17 protein-coding genes and 1 tRNA gene are annotated in these 20,192 nt (G+C 71.0%); 3 read left to right on the top strand and 15 right to left on the bottom strand.

Annotated elements, in window-relative coordinates:
- Window positions 1-12: 12 nt before the first annotated feature.
- A complete protein-coding gene (locus DEI96_RS07880) occupies window positions 13-1,224 on the bottom strand; it encodes a glycosyltransferase (protein ID WP_111023008.1) in 1,212 nt (403 codons plus the stop codon).
- A gap of 113 nt (window positions 1,225-1,337) precedes the next feature.
- Window positions 1,338-2,252: a DMT family transporter gene (locus DEI96_RS07875; protein ID WP_171907811.1), complete on the bottom strand. Its 915-nt coding sequence runs from the start codon at window positions 2,250-2,252 to the stop codon at window positions 1,338-1,340.
- A gap of 39 nt (window positions 2,253-2,291) precedes the next feature.
- On the opposite strand from DEI96_RS07875, the gene def reads away from it, so the two are divergent.
- Window positions 2,292-2,867, top strand: coding sequence for a peptide deformylase (def, locus tag DEI96_RS07870; RefSeq protein WP_071405349.1), 576 nt, complete (start codon window positions 2,292-2,294; stop codon window positions 2,865-2,867).
- Window positions 2,868-2,937: 70 nt separating this feature from the next.
- Here def and DEI96_RS07865 read toward each other — a convergent pair whose 3' ends face one another.
- Window positions 2,938-3,426, bottom strand: coding sequence for a hypothetical protein (locus DEI96_RS07865; protein ID WP_071405350.1), 489 nt, complete (start codon window positions 3,424-3,426; stop codon window positions 2,938-2,940).
- A gap of 132 nt (window positions 3,427-3,558) precedes the next feature.
- Here DEI96_RS07865 and DEI96_RS07860 point away from each other — a divergent pair, with 132 nt between their 5' ends.
- Window positions 3,559-4,992, top strand: a complete 1,434-nt coding sequence (locus tag DEI96_RS07860; protein ID WP_181440510.1) for an ArnT family glycosyltransferase — start codon at window positions 3,559-3,561, stop codon at window positions 4,990-4,992.
- A 183-nt stretch (window positions 4,993-5,175) separates the two neighbouring features.
- Here DEI96_RS07860 and DEI96_RS07855 read toward each other — a convergent pair.
- The 10 genes from DEI96_RS07855 to dusB form a co-directional block, all read right to left on the bottom strand.
- Window positions 5,176-5,248, bottom strand: a tRNA-Asn gene (locus DEI96_RS07855).
- A 115-nt stretch (window positions 5,249-5,363) separates the two neighbouring features.
- Complete coding sequence (locus DEI96_RS07850) at window positions 5,364-6,374, bottom strand: D-isomer specific 2-hydroxyacid dehydrogenase family protein (RefSeq protein ID WP_258372778.1); 1,011 nt, start codon at window positions 6,372-6,374, stop codon at window positions 5,364-5,366.
- Window positions 6,371-7,306: an ATP-binding cassette domain-containing protein gene (locus DEI96_RS07845; RefSeq protein WP_111023010.1), complete on the bottom strand. Its 936-nt coding sequence runs from the start codon at window positions 7,304-7,306 to the stop codon at window positions 6,371-6,373. Before DEI96_RS07845 ends, DEI96_RS07850 begins: the two co-directional genes overlap by 4 nt.
- 148 nt (window positions 7,307-7,454) lie before the next feature.
- Window positions 7,455-9,152: an ABC transporter ATP-binding protein gene (locus DEI96_RS07840; RefSeq protein WP_111023011.1), complete on the bottom strand. Its 1,698-nt coding sequence runs from the start codon at window positions 9,150-9,152 to the stop codon at window positions 7,455-7,457.
- Entirely contained in the window at window positions 9,149-10,201 is a 1,053-nt protein-coding gene (locus DEI96_RS07835; RefSeq protein WP_111023012.1) for an ABC transporter permease, read from the bottom strand. Before DEI96_RS07835 ends, DEI96_RS07840 begins: the two co-directional genes overlap by 4 nt.
- 2 nt (window positions 10,202-10,203) lie before the next feature.
- A complete protein-coding gene (locus DEI96_RS07830; RefSeq protein WP_372439454.1) occupies window positions 10,204-11,313 on the bottom strand; it encodes an ABC transporter permease in 1,110 nt (369 codons plus the stop codon).
- An 84-nt stretch (window positions 11,314-11,397) separates the two neighbouring features.
- Window positions 11,398-13,014, bottom strand: coding sequence for an ABC transporter substrate-binding protein (locus DEI96_RS07825; protein ID WP_071405356.1), 1,617 nt, complete (start codon window positions 13,012-13,014; stop codon window positions 11,398-11,400).
- A gap of 1,135 nt (window positions 13,015-14,149) precedes the next feature.
- On the bottom strand, window positions 14,150-16,069 hold the full coding sequence (gene dnaG / locus DEI96_RS07820; RefSeq protein ID WP_111023157.1) for a DNA primase: 1,920 nt from the start codon (window positions 16,067-16,069) through the stop codon (window positions 14,150-14,152).
- A gap of 40 nt (window positions 16,070-16,109) precedes the next feature.
- The gene (locus tag DEI96_RS07815) at window positions 16,110-17,405 is read right to left on the bottom strand and encodes a deoxyguanosinetriphosphate triphosphohydrolase (RefSeq protein ID WP_110864660.1); all 1,296 of its coding nucleotides are present in this window, start codon (window positions 17,403-17,405) and stop codon (window positions 16,110-16,112) included.
- Window positions 17,402-18,574, bottom strand: a complete 1,173-nt coding sequence (gene dusB, locus DEI96_RS07810; protein ID WP_111023156.1) for a tRNA dihydrouridine synthase DusB — start codon at window positions 18,572-18,574, stop codon at window positions 17,402-17,404. Before dusB ends, DEI96_RS07815 begins: the two co-directional genes overlap by 4 nt.
- A 47-nt stretch (window positions 18,575-18,621) precedes the next feature.
- Here dusB and DEI96_RS07805 point away from each other — a divergent pair, with 47 nt between their 5' ends.
- Complete coding sequence (locus tag DEI96_RS07805; RefSeq protein WP_111023155.1) at window positions 18,622-19,107, top strand: aminoacyl-tRNA deacylase; 486 nt, start codon at window positions 18,622-18,624, stop codon at window positions 19,105-19,107.
- A gap of 8 nt (window positions 19,108-19,115) precedes the next feature.
- On the opposite strand, the gene DEI96_RS07800 is transcribed toward DEI96_RS07805, so the two are convergent.
- Together DEI96_RS07800 and DEI96_RS07795 are read right to left on the bottom strand one after the other, a co-directional pair.
- Window positions 19,116-19,361, bottom strand: a complete 246-nt coding sequence (locus DEI96_RS07800; protein ID WP_146246900.1) for a hypothetical protein — start codon at window positions 19,359-19,361, stop codon at window positions 19,116-19,118.
- A 5-nt stretch (window positions 19,362-19,366) separates the two neighbouring features.
- Entirely contained in the window at window positions 19,367-20,101 is a 735-nt protein-coding gene (locus DEI96_RS07795; RefSeq protein ID WP_111023153.1) for a DsbA family oxidoreductase, read from the bottom strand.
- Between the last annotated feature and the right edge of the window lie 91 nt (window positions 20,102-20,192).

Below are 20,192 nucleotides of genomic sequence, written 5' to 3'. Positions count from 1 at the left end.
CGCCGGAGACCCTCAGGCCACCGGCTCACCACGATACAGCGACTCGAACGTCGACAGCGTGCGGTTGATGTCGTGTGCCTCGATCATGGCCAGACTGCGATCCCGCATCGCCACGTACTCCGACTCGGGTGCGGTGAGCACCGTCGTGAGCTTCGCCGCCAGGTCGTCCACGTCGCCCGGGGTGAACAGGTACCCGTTGCCGTCGATCAGGTGCGGCAGCGCCATCGAGTCGGCGGCGACGACGGGCAGCCCCGAGGCCATGCCCTCGAGCGAGGAGATGCTCTGCAGTTCCGCCGTCGACGGCATCGCGAACACCGTCGCGTTGGTCAGGGCCTCCTGCTTGCGCTCGTCGGAGACGAAGCCCAGGAACCGCACGCGGTCCTCGAGCCCGAGCTCCTTCGCCAACGCGGTCAGCTTCGGGATCATCTCGCCGTCGCCGACGATGGTCAGCGTCGCGGACAGCTCGGCGGGCAGCAGCGCCACCGCGCGGACGAGCACGTCGAGGTTCTTCTCGGGGGCCACACGACCCACGAAGACGATGTCGTTGTTGACCGGGCGTCCCTCGCGCGCCACGTACCGGGACGCGTCGATGCCGCACGAGATCGCGAGGACCTGCTGGCCGGCGATGGCCTTCCGCAGGTAGTCGGCGGCCAGGTTCGTCGGCGTCGTGATGGTGTCGGCCAGCCGGTAGGTCTTGGCGGCGTCGCTCCACGCGATCTTCAGCGCGAGGGGCAGCGTCCACTTGCCGAACGGCGTGTACTCGAGCAGGTTCTCGGGCATGAAGTGGTTCGTCGCGATGACCCGGATGCCGCGGTCGTTCGCCTCGTGCACGATGCCGCGGCCGATGACCACGTGCGACTGGATGTGCAGCACGTCGGGCTTGACGGCGTCGAGGATCGGGCCGGTCCACTTCCGGACGCTCCACGGCCAGACGAAGCGCAGCCACGGGTGCAGGGGCCACTTGTACGACTTCAGGCGGTGCACGACGAGCGTGACGCCGTGGTGCTCCTCGTCGAAGGTGCCGTAGTGGCGGCTCGAGGCCGGGGCCACGACGTGCACCTCGTGCCCGCGCTCGGCCAGGCCGACGGCGAGCTGCTCGGCGAAGGTGGCGGCACCGTTGACGTCGGGGGCGAAGGTGTCCGCTGCGATCAGCACGCGCAACGGTCGGTGACCGCCCGTCGCTTCCGTCGGTCCGGCGGTGGCGGTGGTGGCGTCTCCTGACACGGCTGAGTTCGTCCTCTCGTGGGCGATGGCTGGTCGGCAGTGACGCTATCGCACCAGGATCGACGGTCGCGTCAGCCGCGCGGATGAGGGCGGCGACCACCGGGCGCGCGGCGTCAGGCCCGGGTCTGCGGGTGGTGCTTGGCGAGCAGGAACACCCCGGTGATGGCGATGCCCGCGGCCACCACGAAGCCCGCGACCGCGAACCACGGCGCCCCCGAGGCCTCGCCGAGCACGATCACGCCGATGCCGACCGCGACGATCGGGTCGATCACCGTCAACCCAGCGATCACGAGGTCGGCCGAGCCGCTCGAGTACGCGTTCTGCACGAAGTACCCGCCCAGCGACGCCGCGACGACCACCCCGACGATGGCGAGCACGGTCAACCAGTCGAAGGTGCCGTTCACGAACCGGTTCAGCACCACCTTGGCCAGCGTCGCCACGAACCCGTAGAGCACCCCCGCCCCGACGATGTAGTACAGCGCACTGCGGTGCTTGGCGACCAGACGGAACGACACCAGCACGAGCACCAGCACGACGGCCAGGATCACCAGCACGGTGACGAGCTGCTGACGGGTGATCGCGCTCTCGTGCCCGACGAACGCCGCGATCCCGACGAAGATGCCGACACCGATGATGCACGTCCACACGGCCCGCCGGGCACGCCGACCGAGCGGCACACCGGACGACCGCGACGAGAACCACGTCGTGATGACGAGGGCGACGGCACCCAGCGGCTGCACGACGATCAGGGGCGCGAACGTGATGCTGATGAGCTGGAGCACCACCGCGATGCCGAGCATGAGCGTGCCGAGCACCCAGTAGCCACTCGAGACGAGCCCGACGACGTGCCGGACGCTCAGCCCCTTCGACTGCCGACCGAGACGCGCCTCGACCCGCTGCACCCCGCGGCTCTGGAACTGCGCCCCGAGCGACAGGAACACCGCACCGATCAGCGCCACCGGGATCATCAGCGCCTGGAACGGCGTGAGGTTGCTCACGGCGTCGGGCAGCTGGAGGTCCGTCGTCACGCGTCGAGGCTACCGTCCCCCGCCGGATAACCTGGGTGAATGGCCGTTCTCCCGATCCGCATCACCGGCGAACCCGTCCTGCACGAGCGTGCAGCCGAGGTCACCGCGTTCGATGACGACCTCCGCACCCTCGTCGCCGACATGCTCGAGACCATGGACCTGGCGCCGGGCGTCGGCCTGGCCGGACCACAGGTGGGCGTCGGCAAGCGCCTGTTCGTGTACTCCTACACCGACGACGACGACGTGCTGCACCGGGGCGCCGCCGTGAACCCCGTCCTGTGGATCACGCCCCCGGTCCCCGAGTCCGTCGAGGAGCTCGACGAGGACGAGGAGTCCGAGGGCTGCCTGTCGATCCCGGGCGAGCGGTTCCCGCTCCGCCGCTCCGAGGGCGCCCTGCTGCGGGCCTTCGACGAGCACGGCACCCCGTTCGAGGTCGAGGCGCACGGCTGGCTGGCCCGGATCTTCCAGCACGAGTACGACCACCTGGACGGCTGGCTCTACGCCGACCGCCTGGTGCACCCCTACGGCAAGCAGGTCGCCAAGGCGATCCGCAAGAGCAGCTGGGGCGGCCCCGGCCAGTCCTGGTTGCCGGGGCGCGACCACCCCGAGGGCTGACGCCCGTCGGCGTCGGCACCCGGTGCCGTCCAGCCCGTCGCTGGTCCGGCGTTCGGCCTGGAGGCCCGGCTCAGCCCCGGTAGGCAGCCAGTGCGTCCCGCAGGCGGTCGGTCTCCGGGTGCCCGGGGCAGTACCGCAGGAGCCCGGCGGCCACGTGCGCACCCCGCGCGTCGGCGACCGCCGACGTCCACGGCGCCGAGCCGCGGACCGCGCACGTGCTCGCGAGCTCGACGAGGGTCGCGTCACCGCGCGCCGCCGCCACCGCGGCCTGCTGCTGGCTCGACGGCACCGACCCGGTCAGGCGCTTCGCCGAGCAGTCGGCGCGCTCGGCCTCCCACACCGCCGAGTAGGTGGTGTAGGTCTCGCTGTCCGATCCGTCGGCGGCGCAGACGAACGCGAAGACCACGGGCGACGCGCCCGAGCCCAGGCCGGTGTCCGAGCTCGTCGGGTCCTCGGACGCGTCGGTGTCCGGGCCGACGCTGCTGCAGCCGGTGAGCACCGCCGTCACGGCGACGACGACGCCCAGGAGCGTGAGTCGAGGCGAACGGGAACGGTGCACCTGTGAACGCTAACAGCAAGCGCTGCGGACGACCCGCACGGCGGCTCCTGCGATGATGGTCGGGCATCGCCCTGTCCTGGAGGTCCCCTCATCCCCCGCCTGCACTCCCGCCCCGTCCGTGCGACGGCCCTCGTGGTCGTCGCCCTGGCCGCTGTGTTCGTCGCCTACTGGCACCTCGGCCGTCCGACCATCGTGAACGACGAGTTCGTGTACCTCCGCGCGAGCTGGGCCTACGTGCACGGGAACTTCTCGCTCAACCTCGAGCACCCGCCGCTCGCGAAGTACGTGTACGGCGTGGCGCAGCTCCTGGTGGGACAGGGGCCGCTCGGACCGAGGCTGGTGGCTGCGACCGCGATGCTCGGCACGGGCGTCGTCCTGTTCCTCTGGCTGCGACGCGAGGTCGGCTTCTGGACCGGCCTGACCGCGGCGGCGATGTGGTGGCTGACGCCGCGTGGCTCGGGCTCGTCCTGGGCGGAAGCCGGGTCGGTCATCGGTGTCCGCATCGACCGGTTCGCGATGCTCGAACCCCTCATGGTCTTCTTCGCCGTCGCCTCGCTCGCCGCGGCCTGGCGTTGGATGCGGACCGGCAACCGGTGGTGGGTGGCCGCAGCGGGTGCGCTGCTCGCACTGTCCGTGACCTCGAAGGTGTCGACGGCGGTGCTCGTCCTCGCCGTGGGAGCACTCCCCCTGCTGTTCCGTCGGTTGCGCGACCTGGGGATCGGCGCGCTGTACGGCGGCATCGCGTTCGTGGTCGTGTTCGTGGTCGTCTACCTGCCGGTCGGGCTCTTCCGGGCCATCGGACAGATGCTCCGGTTCCAGGCGCAGCAGAACGCCCACGGGCACCCGACGACCATCCTCGGGACGATCTACCCGGCGGCACCGTGGTGGGCGAACTTCGCGTTCCTCGCCGACGGCACGGGCTGGTTGCTGCTCACCGTCCTGACCATCGGTGTGGTCGCCGCGCTCGTCGTCCGACCGGACCGCCTGGTCGCGTACCTCGGCATCGCCCTCGGTGTCTTCCTCGTCTTCTACGTCATCGTCGCCAACGTCTCGCTGCCGTACTACTACGACGCGTGGATGCCGTTCATCATCGCCTTGGCGGCGATCGGGTACGGGCGGCTGGCGACCGTCCGGCCGCCCGTCGGACGCATCACGGCCGCAGTGCTCGTCGCCGCGCTGCTCATCCCCGTCGCACGGCTGGGCGTCGCCGTCGTGCAGACCCGTCCGAGCGGCATCGCGATGCTGACGGACGCGCTCGAGGTCCGTGGCAAGGACGACGAGAACGTCCTGTTCGCCCGGTTCAGCGCGAACACCTGGCGCATCTACTTCGGCGACCGTGGCACGCAGAAGCCGCAATTCGGACCGTTCGACGCGGTGGTGGTCGGCCACGACGACCGGCGCGCCATGCCGGAGCAGGTCCGCACGTTCCTGGCGGAGTACGACGATCAGCTCGAGCACTTCCGGCTCGACTACCTCGATGTCTACGTCACGAAGACCGGCGTGATCAACGACAACAACCGCGACGGCACGCTCAGCATCGAGCCCGAAGAGCCCGACGACCGCTGACCCGCACACGCCGGCGTCCCACGCACACGCCGGCGTATCGCCTGAACGCCTCCGGACGGTCGAGACACCGCAGAATCCGGAGGCGTCTCGAGCACGAGGCGGCGTGCACCGAAGACGCCGGTGTCTTGCACGACGACAGCCAATGCAAAAGGTCCCCACCCCCGAAGGGATGAGGACCTGTCGCTCCCCGAGTTGGACTCGAACCAACAACCTGCCGGTTAACAGCCGGCTGCTCTGCCAATTGAGCTATCGAGGATCACTGTCCGCTGGCGAATGACGTGCGAACAACGGGTAACAGCATAGCAGGACGCCGAGGCCCTCCACCGCATCGGACACGCCGCCCGGGCGCGCCGCGCTTCGAGGCCCCCGTGTCAGTAGCCGGCGACCGGGTCGACGACGCCGACGAAGCCCCCGCCGTCGCCCCCGAGGAACGCCGCGGCGTTGAGCCGGACGCGCTCGGCGAGCAGGGGTGCGACCATCTCCGGGGTGTCGGCCTGGTGCGGGGTGATGACCGCACCGGGCTCCGACCAGAGCGGGTGCCCGTCGGGCAGCGGCTCGGGCTCGGTGACGTCGAGGCCGACCGCGGCGATCTCCCCCGTCCGCAGGGCGGCGACCAGCGCGTCGGTGTCGACGAGTCCGCCGCGGGCGATGTTCACGAGCCGGGCGGACGGCTTCATGATCCGGAACTGCTCCTCACCGAAGAGCTTCGCGGTGCCCGAGGTCATCGCCGCTGCGATCATCACGACGTCGGCGTCGGGCAGGACCCGGTCGAGCTCGTCGGTGGTGACGGTCCGCGCGGCTCCGGGCACGGGCTCGGGCGAGCGGCGCACGACCGTGACGTCGACGTCGAACGGCGCGAGCAGCCGGAGGTACTCGAGGGCGATCCCGCCGGCACCGATCACGACGACGTTCCGCCCGTACAGCGAGACACCCTCGGGCTCGGTCGCCCACGACGACGCACGAGCGCGCTTCTGCAGGACCCGGAGCGTGCCGAGGGTCAACGCGAGCGCGTGTTCGGCGACCGGCTCCGCGTAGGCACCCTTGGCCGAGGTGAACAGCACGCGGTCGCCGTGCTCCTGGATCAGGTGCGCGAAGGCGTCGACGCCGGCGAACGGCAGCTGCACCCAACCCACCCCAGGTGCCGAGGACAGCGCGTCGGCGAGGCCGGCCGGGTCGCGGGGGTCGAGCCAGACGACCCCGCGGGTGTCGGCGTCGAGCGGCGCGACGGTGCCCCCGGCCTCGGTCACGGCGTCCACGTGCAGGTCCGTCGGTTCCGGCAGCACGGCGACCGGCCCGGGCTGCGGGGCGTCGATCGGCAGCGGTGCACCCGACGTGGGGACGACGGCGCGGTGGCCGCGGGGGCCCTGGTCGGTGGTGCTCACGCGTTCTCCTGACGGTCGGTGCGCGGGCCGGTGCCGGTGCCGGCGGCGAGCGGACGGCGCGGCGCGGACGAACGGCGGGCCGTCGTCGGTGCCGGACGACGCTTCACGCCGCGGGCCGCGGTCGAGGCGAGGGTCTTCACGTAGGGGTCGACCGGGTTGTCGAGGACCTCGTCGAAGGTGCCGAGCCCGACGAGCCGGGCATCGGCCATCACGGCGACGCGGTCGGCCAGGGCGCGGGCCTCGCGCAGGTCGCTGGACACGACGACGGCCGAGAACTGCCGGCCGCGCTGCAGGGTCGCCAGGGCCTCGAGCACGGACTGCCGCACGAGTACGTCGACGCCACGCGCCGGTTCGTCCGCGACCAGCAGCTGGGGCTCGAGCACGAGCGCCTTCGCCAGGGCGACACGCTGACGCTGCCCGCTCGAGAGCTCCCAGGTGTTCAGGCGCATCGCCCCGAGCGGCAGGTGCACCGCGTCGAGCAGCCGGGCGACGATGAGCCCGGCCTCGCGCCGGTCGAACCGGCGGTCGCGGGCGTAGATCGGTTCGGCGACGGCCTCGCCGACGGTCAGGTCCGGGCTGAGCCGGTCGGCGCCGTCCTGCGGCAGGTAGCCGATCCGGCCGCTCAGCCGTTCGAGCTTGCGCGACGAGGGACGGAGGCCCCGGGTCTTCTGGCCGAGCACGGTCAGCTCGCCGCCGACGATGTGCCGACGGAGGGCACCCTCGCCCTCGCCGTGGGATCCGAGCTGGCCCGCGATGGCGGCGGCGAAGGTCGACTTGCCCGATCCCGACTCACCGAGCAGGGCGAGGATCTCCCCCTGCCGGACCGTGAGGCTCACGCCGTCGACGGCCCGGATGGACTCGCCCCCGCGTCCGCCCCGGTACTCGATCGACACGTCGTCCGCGACGACCGCCGGTCCGTTGACCGCGATCATGGGTCCCCTTCCACGCCGCCCCCTGGCGGCGGTTCGCGACGGGCCGCCCTGGCAGGTCCGTCGTGCGTACAGCAGTGGAGCCGACCACCCTGGAGGCCCGGCGTGCGTCGACGACGCTGGCCGGGCCTCCAGGGTGGGTCACGTCGGGTCAGGACCCGACGTTCTCCAGTCGCTCCAGCGTACGCCGTCGCTCCGCCTGCTCGGCTGGGTCCGGCACCGGCAGCGACGCGAGGAGCCGCTGCGTGTAGGGGTGCTGCGGCGCGCCGAGGACCTGCGCCGTCGTGCCCGTCTCGACCAGGTCACCGCGGTAGAGCACCGCGATCCGGTCGGAGAGCGCGCCGACGACCGCGAGGTCGTGGCTGATGAACAGCGAGGCGAAGCCGAGGTCCTGCTGGAGCTCGAGGAAGAGCTCGAGCACGCGCGCCTGCACGGACACGTCGAGCGCACTCGTCGGCTCGTCGGCGATCAGCAGCTTCGGCCGGAGCGCGAGCGACCGGGCGAGCGACGCGCGCTGGCGCTGCCCACCGGAGAGCTCGTGCGGGTAGCGGTCGCCGTACGCGGCCGGCAGCTGCACGGCCTCGAGCAGCTCGTCCACCCGCTTGCGCGCGGCACGCGGGCTCGAGACCTCCTTGTGCACGACCAGCGGCTCGGCGACGCACTCGGCGATCGTCAGCAGCGGGTTGAACGAGGTCGCCGGGTCCTGGAAGACGAACCCGATGTCCTTCCGCAGGTGCTTGAAGTCGCGTTCGCGGTACCCGAGCATCTCGGCGCCGAGGACCTTGAGCGAGCCGCCGGTGACCTTCGTCAGGCCCGCCATCGCCCGGCCGATGGTGGTCTTGCCGGAGCCGGACTCCCCCACCAGGCCGAGGACCTCACCGGGACGGATCGCCAGGTCGACGCCCTTGACCGCCTTGAACGCCGGCGAGCCGAGCCGCCCGGGGTACTCGATCTCGAGTCCCTTCGCCTCGACCAGCGGCGTGACGTCCTCGGAGATCGCGGCGCGCCGGGCAACCCCGGTGGACGCCTCGAGCCGGGGCACCGCCGCGAGCAGCCGCTTGGTGTAGTCGGCCTGCGGCGTCGCGAACAGCGCCGACGCCGTGGCCTCTTCGACGATCTCGCCCTGGTACATCACGGCGACGCGGTCGGCCAGGTCGGCGACCACGCCCATGTTGTGCGTGATGACGACGATCGCGGTGCCGAACTCGTCGCGGCAGCGGCGCAGCAGGTCGAGGATCTCGGCCTGCACCGTGACGTCGAGCGCCGTGGTGGGCTCGTCCGCGATGATGACGCTCGGCTCGAGGGCCAGCGCGCTCGCGATGACCACGCGCTGCTTCTGCCCGCCGGAGAACTGGTGCGGGTAGTGGTCGACGCGGGTCTCGGGGTCGGGGATGCCGACGCGGCCGAGGTAGTCGATGGCCTTCGCCCGTGCCTCCTTCTTGGACACGCCACCGTGGGCACGGAGCCCCTCGGCGATCTGCCACCCGACGGTGAAGACCGGGTTGAGGGCGGTCGACGGCTCCTGGAACACCATCGCGCCGGCGGTCCCGCGGAGCTCGCGGAGCTTCTGCGAGCCGACCGACACGACGTCGGTGCCGTCGAGCAGCACCGCACCGCCGAGTGTCGCCGTCTCCGGCATGAGCCGCAGCATGCTGCGGGCCGTCACGGACTTGCCGGACCCGGATTCGCCGACCAGGGCGAGGACCTCGCCGGGACGGACGTCGAGGCTGACGCCCTTGACCGCGTCGACGGCGCCGCCGTCGGTCGCGAAGGTGACGGTCAGGTCGTCGACGACGACGACCGGCTCGGTGGTGGTGTCGCCCGGTTGCAGGCGGGTGGTCGGGGTCATGCGCCCGTCCCTTCCGTGTCGTTCCCGGCGGTGCGCGGTGCCTCGGGGTTGCGCGTGTCGCGGGCTGTGGCGGCGTCGCGCGTCTCGCGCGTGGACACGAGCTGCTTCAGGCGTCGGCGTGCACGCAGGCGGGGGTCGGAGATGTCGTTCAGGCTCTCGCCGATGAATGTCACGCCGAGCACGAGCACCACGATCGCGACACCCGGGTAGACGCCGGTCCACCAGACGCCGCTCGCGACGTCCGAGAGTGCACGGCTCAGGTCGTAGCCCCACTCGGCGCCGGACGTCGGGCCGATGCCGAACCCGAGGAAGCCGAGGCCAGCCAGGGTCAGGATCGCGTCGCTCGCGTTGAGCGTCAGGATGAGCGGCAGCGAACGGGTCGAGTTCCGCAGGACGTGCCGCGTCATGATGCGCCACGGGTTCGTGCCCATCACACGCGCCGACTCGACGAACGCGTCGTTCTTCAGCCGGACGGCCTCGGCACGCACCACGCGGAAGTACTGCGGCACGTAGACGACGGTGATCGAGATCGCCGCCGCGATGATGCCGCCCGAGTAGCTCGAGTTGCCGCCGGAGATGACGATGGACACGATGATCGCGAGCAGCAGCGACGGGAACGCGTAGATGGCGTCGGCCACCACCACCAGGACGCGGTCGAGCCAGCCGCCCAGGTACCCGGAGACCATTCCGAGCAGCACACCGACGATGATCGAGACGATCACGGCGACGATGACGACGAGCACGGCCGTGCGGGCGCCGTAGAGCACGCGACTGAACACGTCGAAGCCGCCGACCGTGGTGCCCCAGATGTGCTCGGCACTCGGTGCGCCGGTGCGCGGGAAGCTCTGCCCGTCCGCGCCCTGCAGCTGGCCGAAGCCGTACGGGGCGAGGAGCGGGGCGAACACCGCGACGAGCAGGTAGAGGGCGCAGATGACCACGCCGACGATGAGCATGGCGCGCTGCCAGCCGGTGCTCCGGCGCAGCTGGACCACCACGGGGAGCCGCTTCCAGAGCGGCTCGTGGCGGTCGACGAGGGTGGTGTCGACCATCGTCAGAACCTCACTCTCGGGTCGATCAGGGCGGCGACGACGTCGACGATGAAGTTGGTCACCGCGACGATCACCGCCAGCATCGCGACGATGCCCTGCACCGCGACGAAGTCACGGGCCGACAGGTACTGGTTGAGCTCGAAGCCCAGACCGCGCCACCCGAAGGTCGTCTCGGTGAGCACCGAGCCACCCAGGAGCATCGCGATCTGCAGCCCCATCACGGTGATGATCGGCACGAGGGCCGGACGGAACGCGTGGGTGCGCACCAACCGCGACTCGCGCACACCGCGGGAACGCGCGGCGTCGACGTACTCGGAGCCGAGTGAGCCGATCATGTTCGCGCGCACCAGGCGCAGGAAGATGCCGGCGGTGAGCAGGCCGAGCGTCAGCGCGGGCAGGACGGCGTGCTGGAGCACGTCGCCGATGACCTGGGCGTTGCCGGTGCGGAGCGCGTCGATGATGTAGATGCCGCTCGCACCGGGGATGCCGTCGAGGATGAGCGACACCCGGGTCGAGGCACGGTCGCCGAGGGGCAGCCAGCCGAGCCACACCGAGAAGACGAGCTTGAGCAGCAGACCGCCGAAGAACACCGGCGTGGCGTAGGTCAGGATCGCCAGCGCGCGGAGCAGCACGTCCGGCCACTTGTCACGCGTGTACGCGGCGAGCATGCCGAGCGGGATGCCGAGCACCAGCGCGACGATGAGCGCGTAGAACACGAGCTCCGCGGTCGCACCGCCGTACGTGACGATGATGTCGGTGATCGGACGGTTGTCCGTCGACGAGGTGCCGAAGTCACCGCGCAGGATGTTGCCGAGGTACTCGAAGTACTGCACGAGCACCGGCCGGTCGTACCCGGCGGCGTGCAGGCGTTCCTGCAGCTGGCTGGGCGTGAGTCGACCGCCGACCGACGCGGTGATCGGGTTCCCGATGACGCGCATCAGGAAGAACACGAGCGTCACCAAGATGAAGACGGTCGGGATGATGAGGAGGAACCTGACGAGGATGTACCGGCCGAGTCCGCCACCACTGTTCTTGGCACTGCGTTGTGCCTGTGGCTTGGTGGGATCGGTGCCGTTCACGTCCTGCGTCGCCTCGGGAGTGCTGAGGGTCACGGGGTGTGTGCCTTTCGTCGCCGTTGCACAGGCACGCGGGCGTCCCTCGTGGGAACGCCCGCGGCCTGCACGTGGGGCTTGGTGCTACTTGCTCAGGGTGGCGTACCGGAACTTGAACGAGGCGTCGAGGGTCAGGCCCTTGACGTCCTTGCCGGCGACCGCGACGGACTTGCCCTGCAGCAGCGGCAGCGTCGAGATCTGGGTGGCCTCGCGCTCCTGGGCCTGCTCGATCAGGTCGGCACGCTTGTCCGGGTCGGACTCGGCCTGCTCCTTCGCGATGAGGTCCTGGATCTCCGGGTCGTCGTAGTGGTTCTGGACGAAGTTCTCCTTGGTGAAGAACGGCGACAGGTAGTTGTCGGCGTCGGAGAAGTCCGGGAACCAGCCGAGCTGGTACACGGGGTAGGCGTCCTTGGTGCGCTCCTGGGCGTAGGTCGTGTAGACCGTCGACTGGATGTTGACGGTGAACAGACCGGAGTCCTCGAGCTGCTGCTTGAGCAGGGCGTACTCGTCGTCCGAGGCCGAACCGTAGTGGTCGGGCGCGTACTGGATGTCGAGCTGCACCTTGCCCTTGACGCCGGCGTCCGACAGCGTCTTCTTCGCCTTGGACACGTCCGCGCCGCCGTCGCCGTCGCCGTACATCTCCTTGAACGGCTGGACCGCGCCGGTCAGGCCGTCCGGGACCATCGAGTACAGCGGGGTGAAGGTGTCGTTGTAGACCTCCTTCGCGAGCTGGGCGCGGTCGACCACGTCGGCAGCGGCCTGACGCACGGCCAGGGCCTTCGCCTCGTCGGCGTCGTCCTGCCCGGTGCCGAACGGCTGGGTCTTGAAGTTGAAGACCACGTAGCGGATCTCGCCGCCGGGGCCGTCGGTGACCTTGAGGGAGTCGTCCTTGCGCAGGTCCGAGATGTCGGTCGGCGTCAGGGAGCGGTACGCCACGTCGACGTCGCCCTTCTGCACGGCGAGCTTGAGGTCGGTCTCCTTGGTGTAGTAGCTGGCGGTGACCTCGTCGGTCTTCGCCTTGCCGAGGAGGCCGTCGTACTTCGGGTTCGTCTTGTACTGGATCGTGTCGTTCTCCTTGTAGGAGCTGATCTGGTACTGCCCGGCGAAGGCCTTGCCCTTGACGATGTCGTCGGCACTGGTGAGCTTCGTCGCGCTGAAGACGTCCTCGTCGACGATCGGGCCAGCGGGGCTCGAGAGCACCTGCGGCCAGGTCTGGTCGGCGTGGTCGAGGTTGAACACCACGGTGGTGTCGTCCGGGGTGTCGATGCTCTTGAGGTTGGCCAGCAGCGACTGCGGACCGTTCTCGTTGTTGATCTTCAGTTCGCGGTCGAACGAGAACTTCACGTCGCTCGACGTGAGCTTGTTGCCGTTCGCGAACTCGAGCCCGTCCTTGAGGGTGACCTCGTAGGTGGTCGGGTTCGTGAACTCCGCCTTCGTGGCGATGTCCGGCTCGACGTCCGGGCTCCCCACGGGCGTGTTCATCAGGAACGGGAACACCTGGTTCTGCACGGCGAAGGAGCCGTTGTCGTAGGAACCGGCCGGGTCGAGGGACGTGATCTTGTCCGTCGTCCCGATGCTCAGGCCGTTCAGTTCGGTGTCACTCACGCTGCTGCTCGCGCAGCCGGTCAGCACCAGCGCCGTCGCTGCTGCACCGGCGCCGAGCGCGATGCCGCGCTTGCCCCACTTGGTCACGGATGCCATGTCCGCTGCCTCTCTGGTCATGATTGCAAGAGTCCTGAGCCGGAGGGTGGAACGTCTGTGTGCCCGGCCAGGAACGCTCATTGGTATCACCCTGTCACGGAACAGAACGAACCGGGGGCGATTTGTTTACACCGCTGTAATGCACGAGCCCGCCGCGTGATGCATGATTCCGCCGGAGCCGAGCGGCGCGTCACGCACGAAAGTTGCGTGGTGCAACCGGGGCGGTCTGGCGCTCGAGAGCGCCTGTCGAGCGACGGTGCGTGCGATCACGCCCGCCCGGCCAGGAGGCCCGCCCCGCGTCCGCCGCGCCCCCTCGCCCCCGCCGATCGGTCACGACTCACCGCCCGCCCCACCCCGCGCGGTCACGTCCCGTCGGCCGGACCCCGGCCAGCCGTCGATCTGCGACGACTCGACGCCTCTCACGCGGCACGTCCTGACCACTCACGGACCCCCGAGGTCGCACGAACTGCCGCTCGCAGCCCCACCGGGCGACAGTTCGTGCGACCTCCGCGAAGCGCACGCGGCGCGTCGTGCGACTTCGCCCCTGGCCCGGAGGCCCGCACTGCGTCCGCCTGCCCCGGCCCTGCGTCCGCCTGCCCCGGCCCTGCGTCCGCCCGCCCGCCCTGCCCCGCGCGGTCACGTCCCGTCGGCCGAACCCCGGCCAACCGACGATCTGCGACCACTCGAGGCCCGACAGACAGCACGTCCTGACCACTCACGGACCGCCGAGGTCGCACGAACCACCGCTCCCGGGCCTGCCGCACGACAGTTCGTGCGACCTCGGCGGCACCCATGCGGCGCGTCGTGCGACCTCGTCCGCCGGGCCAGGAGGCCCGCCCCGCGTCCGCCCCTCCCTCTCACCCCCGCCGACCGGTCACGACTCACCGCTCCCCCCACCCGCGCGGTCACGTCCCGTCGGCCGGACCCCGGCCAACCGACGCCCTGCGACCACTCGACGCCCCACACGCCGTCCTGACCGCTCACGGCCCCCGAGGTCGCACGAACTGCCGCTTGCAGCCCCACCGCGCGACAGTTCGTGCGACCTCGATGAAGCGCACGCGGCGCGTCGTGCGACCGGGGCGACCGGGGCGATCCCGCGCACTCGCCAACTGCCGCGAGAAGAGCGCGAAGAGCGCTAGGAGGCCTCGGCGTCGGCGCGCAACCGCATCCGCTGCCCGTCGATGTCGACGAGCTGCCGCTGGATCTCGGCGCGACGCTCGGCCTGCTCGTGCGGGTCGGCGCGCTGCAGCTGCCCGAGCAACGAGGCCTTGCGGGCGAGCAGGTCACGCTCGACCAGGGCCACGACGATGCTCCGGCAGTAGGCCGCCAGGTCCTCCGCGTTGCGCGCGGGGATCGGTGCGAGGGCGAGTTCGTGCGTCAGGGTTCGCAGCGGCGCCGGTACGTCGGCGAGCAGCCGGTCGAGCCAGTCCCCCGCACCGATGACGTCGACGTTGGCGACCACGGCGTCCCGCACCGCGGCGAGCATCGGCGTCGAGAACGTTGCCGACGCGGCGAGCCCGAGCATCGGTGCCCCGACGGACGTGGGCTGCTGCACCATCGCCATCACGGCGTCGCGTTCCATGCGGCTGATGGGGTCGTTCGGCAGCGAGCGGATCCCGGCGACGGGCTCGTCGGGGGTGTCGGCCCCGTCGGCGCCGTTCCCGTTGCGGCCGTCGCGCCCGGCGCCTGTGGATCGGTCGTCCTGCCCGGCGGAGCCCGCACGGCGCCGGGCGGTCTCGACCGACCGACGGACCTCGGGGATCTCCATGCCGAGCCAGCCGGCGAGTTCCCGCACGTAGCCCTGTGTCAGCGAGCGGTCGCGCATGCCGGCGAGCACGGGCGCGGCCGCACGCAGGGCACCGACGCGCCCCTCGACGGTCTCGAGGTCGTGGCCGTCGAGCGTGCGGCGGATCATGAACTCGAACATCGGGCGCTTGTTCGTGACCAGGCGGCGGATGGCGTCGTCACCGCGCGCGAGCCGGAGGTCGCACGGGTCGAGGCCGCCGGGCGCCACGGCGACGTAGGTCTGGGCGGCGAAGCGCTGTTCTTCCGCGAAGGCACGCGAGGCTGCGCGCTGCCCGGCCTCGTCGGGGTCGAACGTGAACACGACCTCGCCGTTGGCGTTCGGGTCGGCGCCGGCCAGGTCACCGAGCATCGGGCGCAGCACCTTGATGTGGTCGACACCGAACGACGTGCCGCAGGTGGCGACCGCGGTCGTGACGCCCGCGACGTGGCACGCCATCACGTCGGTGTAGCCCTCGACGATGACGACCTGCTTCTGCTTCGAGATGTCGCGGCGGGCCAGGTCGAGCCCGTAGAGCACCTGGCTCTTGTGGTAGATCGGGGTCTCGGGCGTGTTGAGGTACTTGGGACCCTTGTCGTCCTCGAGCAGGCGGCGCGCCCCGAAGCCGATGGTCGCCCCGGTGACGTCGCGGATGGGCCACATCAGGCGTCCGCGGAACCGGTCGTACGGCGAGCGGTCACCCTGGCTGACGAGGCCGGCGGACACGAGCTCTTCCATCGTGAAGCCACGCCCGCGCAGGTGGTCCTTGAGCATGTCGTAGGACTTCGGCGCGAAGCCGACGCCGAAGTGCTGGGCAGCCGAGGGGTCGAACCCGCGCTCCCCCAGGAACCGGCGGGCGGGGTCGGCGGCGGCGGTGGTGAGCTGCGCGGTGAAGTACTCGAGCGCGGCTTCGTTCGCGGCGATCAGCCGGGCACGGGTGTTGTAGTCGGTGCGCGGCCCGTCGCCCTCTTCGTAATGGAGGGTGAAGCCGATCTTCGCGGCCATGCGCTCGACGGCCTCGGCGAAGGTGGTGTGGTCCTGCGCCATGATGAAGCTGAAGACGTCGCCGTCCTCGCCGCAGCCGAAGCAGTGGTATCGGCCGACCTGGGGCCGGACGTGGAACGACGGGGACCGTTCGTCGTGGAAGGGGCACAGGCCCTTCATCGACCCGACGCCCGCGTGCTTCAGCGTGACGTAGTCGCCCACGACGTCGGCGATGTTGACACGCGAGCGGACCTCGTCGATGTCGTTCCGCGCGATCCTGCCAGCCACCCCTCGATCCTAGTTCGTGGGACCGACGTCGGCGGACCGGTCAGACGGCGATGTGGACCGGGTCACGGTCACCCACCACCAGACGTCGGTGCCAGGCGAGTGCGCCCTGGTCGGTCAGGCTCGCGACCTGGTCGACGACGGCGCGCAGTCGGCCGGCGTCGTCGTCCGCGGCGTGCCAGTCGGCGGCGAAGCCGGGCTCCAGGTCGGACGCACCGGTCGCCGCCAGCGCGTCGAGCAGTTCGGTGAGCACGCGGCGCTGGTCCTCGTACACGGGCTGACGGTCGCCCTGGGTCATCACGAAGGCCGCGACGATGCCCTTCAGCACCGCGATCTCGCCGATGATCTCGGGCGGGGTGACGACCGACGCCGCGAACCGCACGAGCGATCCCGAGGCGTAGGACTCGCGGGTGGCCGTCGTGGCGGTGCGCGCGAAGCGTCCGATCAGCTGCGACGTCAGGTTCTTCAGGCGTGCGGCGTCCCGGCGGGAGCCGTCGTACGCGGTCATCCAGAGCGGCAGCGCACGCAGGCGGTCGAACGCCTCGAGCAGCTCGTCGCGGCTCAGGTCGTCGCCGACCCACGCGTGCATGGCGGTCACGATGTCGTTCTCACCGACGCGGTCGCCCAGGGCCGCGACGTCGATGAACCCGGCGACGACGGCGTCCTCGAAGTCGTGCACCGAGTACGCGATGTCGTCGGCGAGGTCCATCACCTGCGCCTCGATGCACCGCTGGCGGCGCGGCGCGCCGGCACGGAGCCACTCGAAGGCGTCGTGGTCGTCGTCGTAGAAGCCGAACTTGGTGCGCCCGGACGACGACTCCGACACCCCCTGCGCAGCGGGCCACGGGTACTTGCAGCTGGCGTCCAACGACGCACGGGTCAGGTTGAGCCCGAACGGACGGTCGACGTCGGCGCCGGGCCGGACGCCGTAGACCTTCGGCTCGAGCCGCGTCAGCAGCCGGAGCGTCTGCGCGTTGCCCTCGAAGCCACCGATGCCGGTCGCCCAGGCGTTCACGGCGGTCTCGCCGTTGTGCCCGAACGGCGGGTGCCCGATGTCGTGCGCCAGGCACGCCGTGTCGACCACGTCGGGGTCGAGCCCGAGCGAGTCGGCGAGCTCGCGGCCGACCTGCGCGACCTCGAGCGAGTGGGTCAGCCGGTTGCGGGCGAAGTCGAGCCCCGCCGTCGGGCTGAGCACCTGGGTCTTCGCGGCCAGACGCCGGAGCGCACTGGAGTGCAGCAGTCGGGCGCGGTCACGGGCGAAGTCCGACCGGCGGTTGCCGTGCTCTTCGGGGAGCCAGCGCTCCGCGTCCGCCGGACCGTACGAGGCGGTGGCGCTCATCCGCCGCTGTGGTGCAGCTCGGCGGCGGCCAGGACCTTGCGGAACTCGGAGTCGACGTCGCGGCTCTCGAGCCAGCGGTCGGGCAGGGCGGTGCGCTTCGGGTGCCCGGCACGACCGCGCGGCCCCTCGGCGTCGGCGCCCGGGTACGGTGCGTCGTGGTCGAGCTGGCCGAGGAAGTCGTCGATCTCCTGCAGGCTCGACACCATCGCCAGGCCGGCCCGGACGTCGCTGCCGATCGGGTACCCCTTGAAGTACCAGGCCACGTGCTTGCGGATGTCGCGGCACGCGTGCTCTTCGTCGCCGAAGAACTCGACGAGCAGCTCGGCGTGCCGGCGGAACCCGTCGGCGACCTCGCCCAGGGACGGCATGTACCGCAGCCCCTCGCCGCGGAACGCCGCGGCGAGGTCGCCGAACAGCCACGGGCGGCCGAGGCAGCCACGCCCGACGACCACGCCGTCGGCGCCGGTCTCGTCGATCATCCGGAGCGCGTCGGCGGCCGACCAGATGTCGCCGTTGCCGAGGATCGGGATGTCGGTGACGGTCTCCTTCAGGGTGGCGATCGCGGACCAGTCGGCGTGCCCGGAGTAGTGCTCGTTCGCGGTGCGGGCGTGCAGCGAGACCGCGGCGACACCGGCGTCGCGGGCGATGCGGGCGGCGTCGAGGTAGGTCAGGTGGTCCTCGTCGATGCCCTTGCGCATCTTCACCGTCACGGGGACGTCGCCCGCGGCGCGCACGGTCTTGGTGACGAGTTCGCGGAACAGGTCGAGCTTCCAGGGCAGGGCCGCGCCGCCGCCCTTGCGGGTGACCTTGGGCACCGGGCACCCGAAGTTCAGGTCGATGTGGTCGGCGCGGTCCTCGCCCACCAGGATCGACGCCGCCTCGGCCACGGTGTTCGGCTCGACGCCGTACAGCTGGATCGACCGCGGGGTCTCGGACTCGTGGTGCTGGATGAGCTGCATCGACACGGGCGTCCGTTCGACGAGCGCACGCGAGGTGATCATCTCGCACACGTAGAGCCCGGCGCCGTACTCGCGGCAGAGCCGGCGGTAGGCCATGTTCGTGATGCCCGCCATCGGCGCGAGCACGACCGGCACGTCGACCTCGATGGGGCCGATGCGCAGGGGCTTCGCCGGACGGGTCGCCGTCCCGGGTGCGTCAGTGATCGTCATACGTCTCCCATTCTCCCACGTCGGTGCGCGCCGGTAGCGTTCTCCACATGACGACCGACGCCAGCTCCCGGTTCGACGCCGACGCCCAGGCCCGTGGCCTGCCGGTCGAGGTGGTCGAACGCCCGGCCGCGGACTCCCTGCACGAGGCTGCCGAACTGCTCGGCATCGAGCCCGGCGACATCGTCAAGACCCTGGTGGTGAAGCGCCACGACGGCGGGTTCCTGCTCGCCCTGGTGCCCGGCGGCCGCAGCATCGCCTGGAAGAAGCTCCGCACGGTCGTCGGCGTCAACAAGCTCTCGATGCCCGACGCCGCCACCGCGCTCGGGGCGTCCGGCTACGAGCGCGGCACCATCACGCCGATCGGTGCCACGGGCGACCTGCCGGTGTACGCCGACGAACGCATCGTCGGCCGCCGCGTCGCCCTGGGTGCGGGCCGGCACGGCGCGAGCGCCTTCGTCGACGCCGACGCGCTCGTCGCCGCCTACGGCGCGACCGTCGCCGACATCACCGACGAGGAACCGCAGCGCGACTGACGCAGCCGTCAGTCCGGCACCTCGGACCAGTCGCCCTCGGCCCCGGCGAACGAGCCGGCGTCGATCAGGCAGGCGTCGCCCTCGCAGACCGGCGCACCGCCGGGCGTGACGAGCGTCAGCAACGCGGGACGGGCCTCCAGGCCGGAAGCGGCGGAGAGGCCGCGGACGCCCGGCAGCCCCGTGAGCGCGTCCGGCACGGACGGGACCGACGTCACGGCCTGGAGGCGCACCGCGCCCTGGTCGCTGATGGTCATGTCCGTCATCGGGTCACCGCCACGTCCGCGCTCGCGTCGTCCGCAGCGCGCTCGGCCGCCGAGGCGACCTCCTCCGGCGTGGTCTCGCGGAGCGCGACCACCTGGCGGAGCACCTGCTCGAACGCCGTGGGGTCCTGGGCGCCGGAGACGCCGTACTTGCCGTCGATGACGAAGAACGGCACGCCGTTGATCCCGTACGCCTGCGCCTGTGCCTGATCGGCGCGGACTGCAGCGAGCTGGGCGTCGTCGCGCAGGGTGCTGAGGACCTCGTCGCGGTCGAGACCGATCTCCGCCGCCAGGTCGGCGAGCGAGGACTCCTGTCCGACGTGCTCGCCGCGCTCGAAGTAGGCGGTGAACAGGCGCTCGACCATCTCGAGCTGCTTGCCGTGCTGCTTGGCGAGGTGGATGACCTGGTGGGCCTTCACGGTGTTGGTGTGGTGCATCGCCTCGAAGTCGTACTCGAGGCCGACGCCCGCGGCGATGGCCGTGACCTGGTCGAGCATCTGCTGCGCCTGGTCGACGGGCATGCCCTTGTGGCCGGACAGGAACTCAGCCTCGGTCCCTTCGAAGTCGACGGGCGTGTCCGGGCTGAGCTCGAAGGAGTGGTACTCGACCTCGACGGGACGGCCCTCGCTCGAGGCGCCGAACGCGGCGACGCCGGCCTCGAACTTGCGCTTGCCGATGTAGCACCAGGGGCAGGCGATGTCCGACCAGACATCGACCTTCACGGAGTCGTTCATGCTGACCCCAACGCGCTCGTGCGGCGCGCATTCCCGCAGAACCTGGTTCCGGACACCGCACCGTGGATCTTCGTGGTGCTGTGTCCGGAAC

Source organism: Curtobacterium sp. MCLR17_031 (assembly GCF_003234775.2).
In the GTDB taxonomy this organism is placed as follows: Bacteria; Actinomycetota; Actinomycetes; order Actinomycetales; family Microbacteriaceae; genus Curtobacterium; species Curtobacterium flaccumfaciens.
The sequence above is the reverse complement of the archived record's forward strand: the minus strand, read 5'-3'. Positions and strand labels throughout refer to the sequence as shown.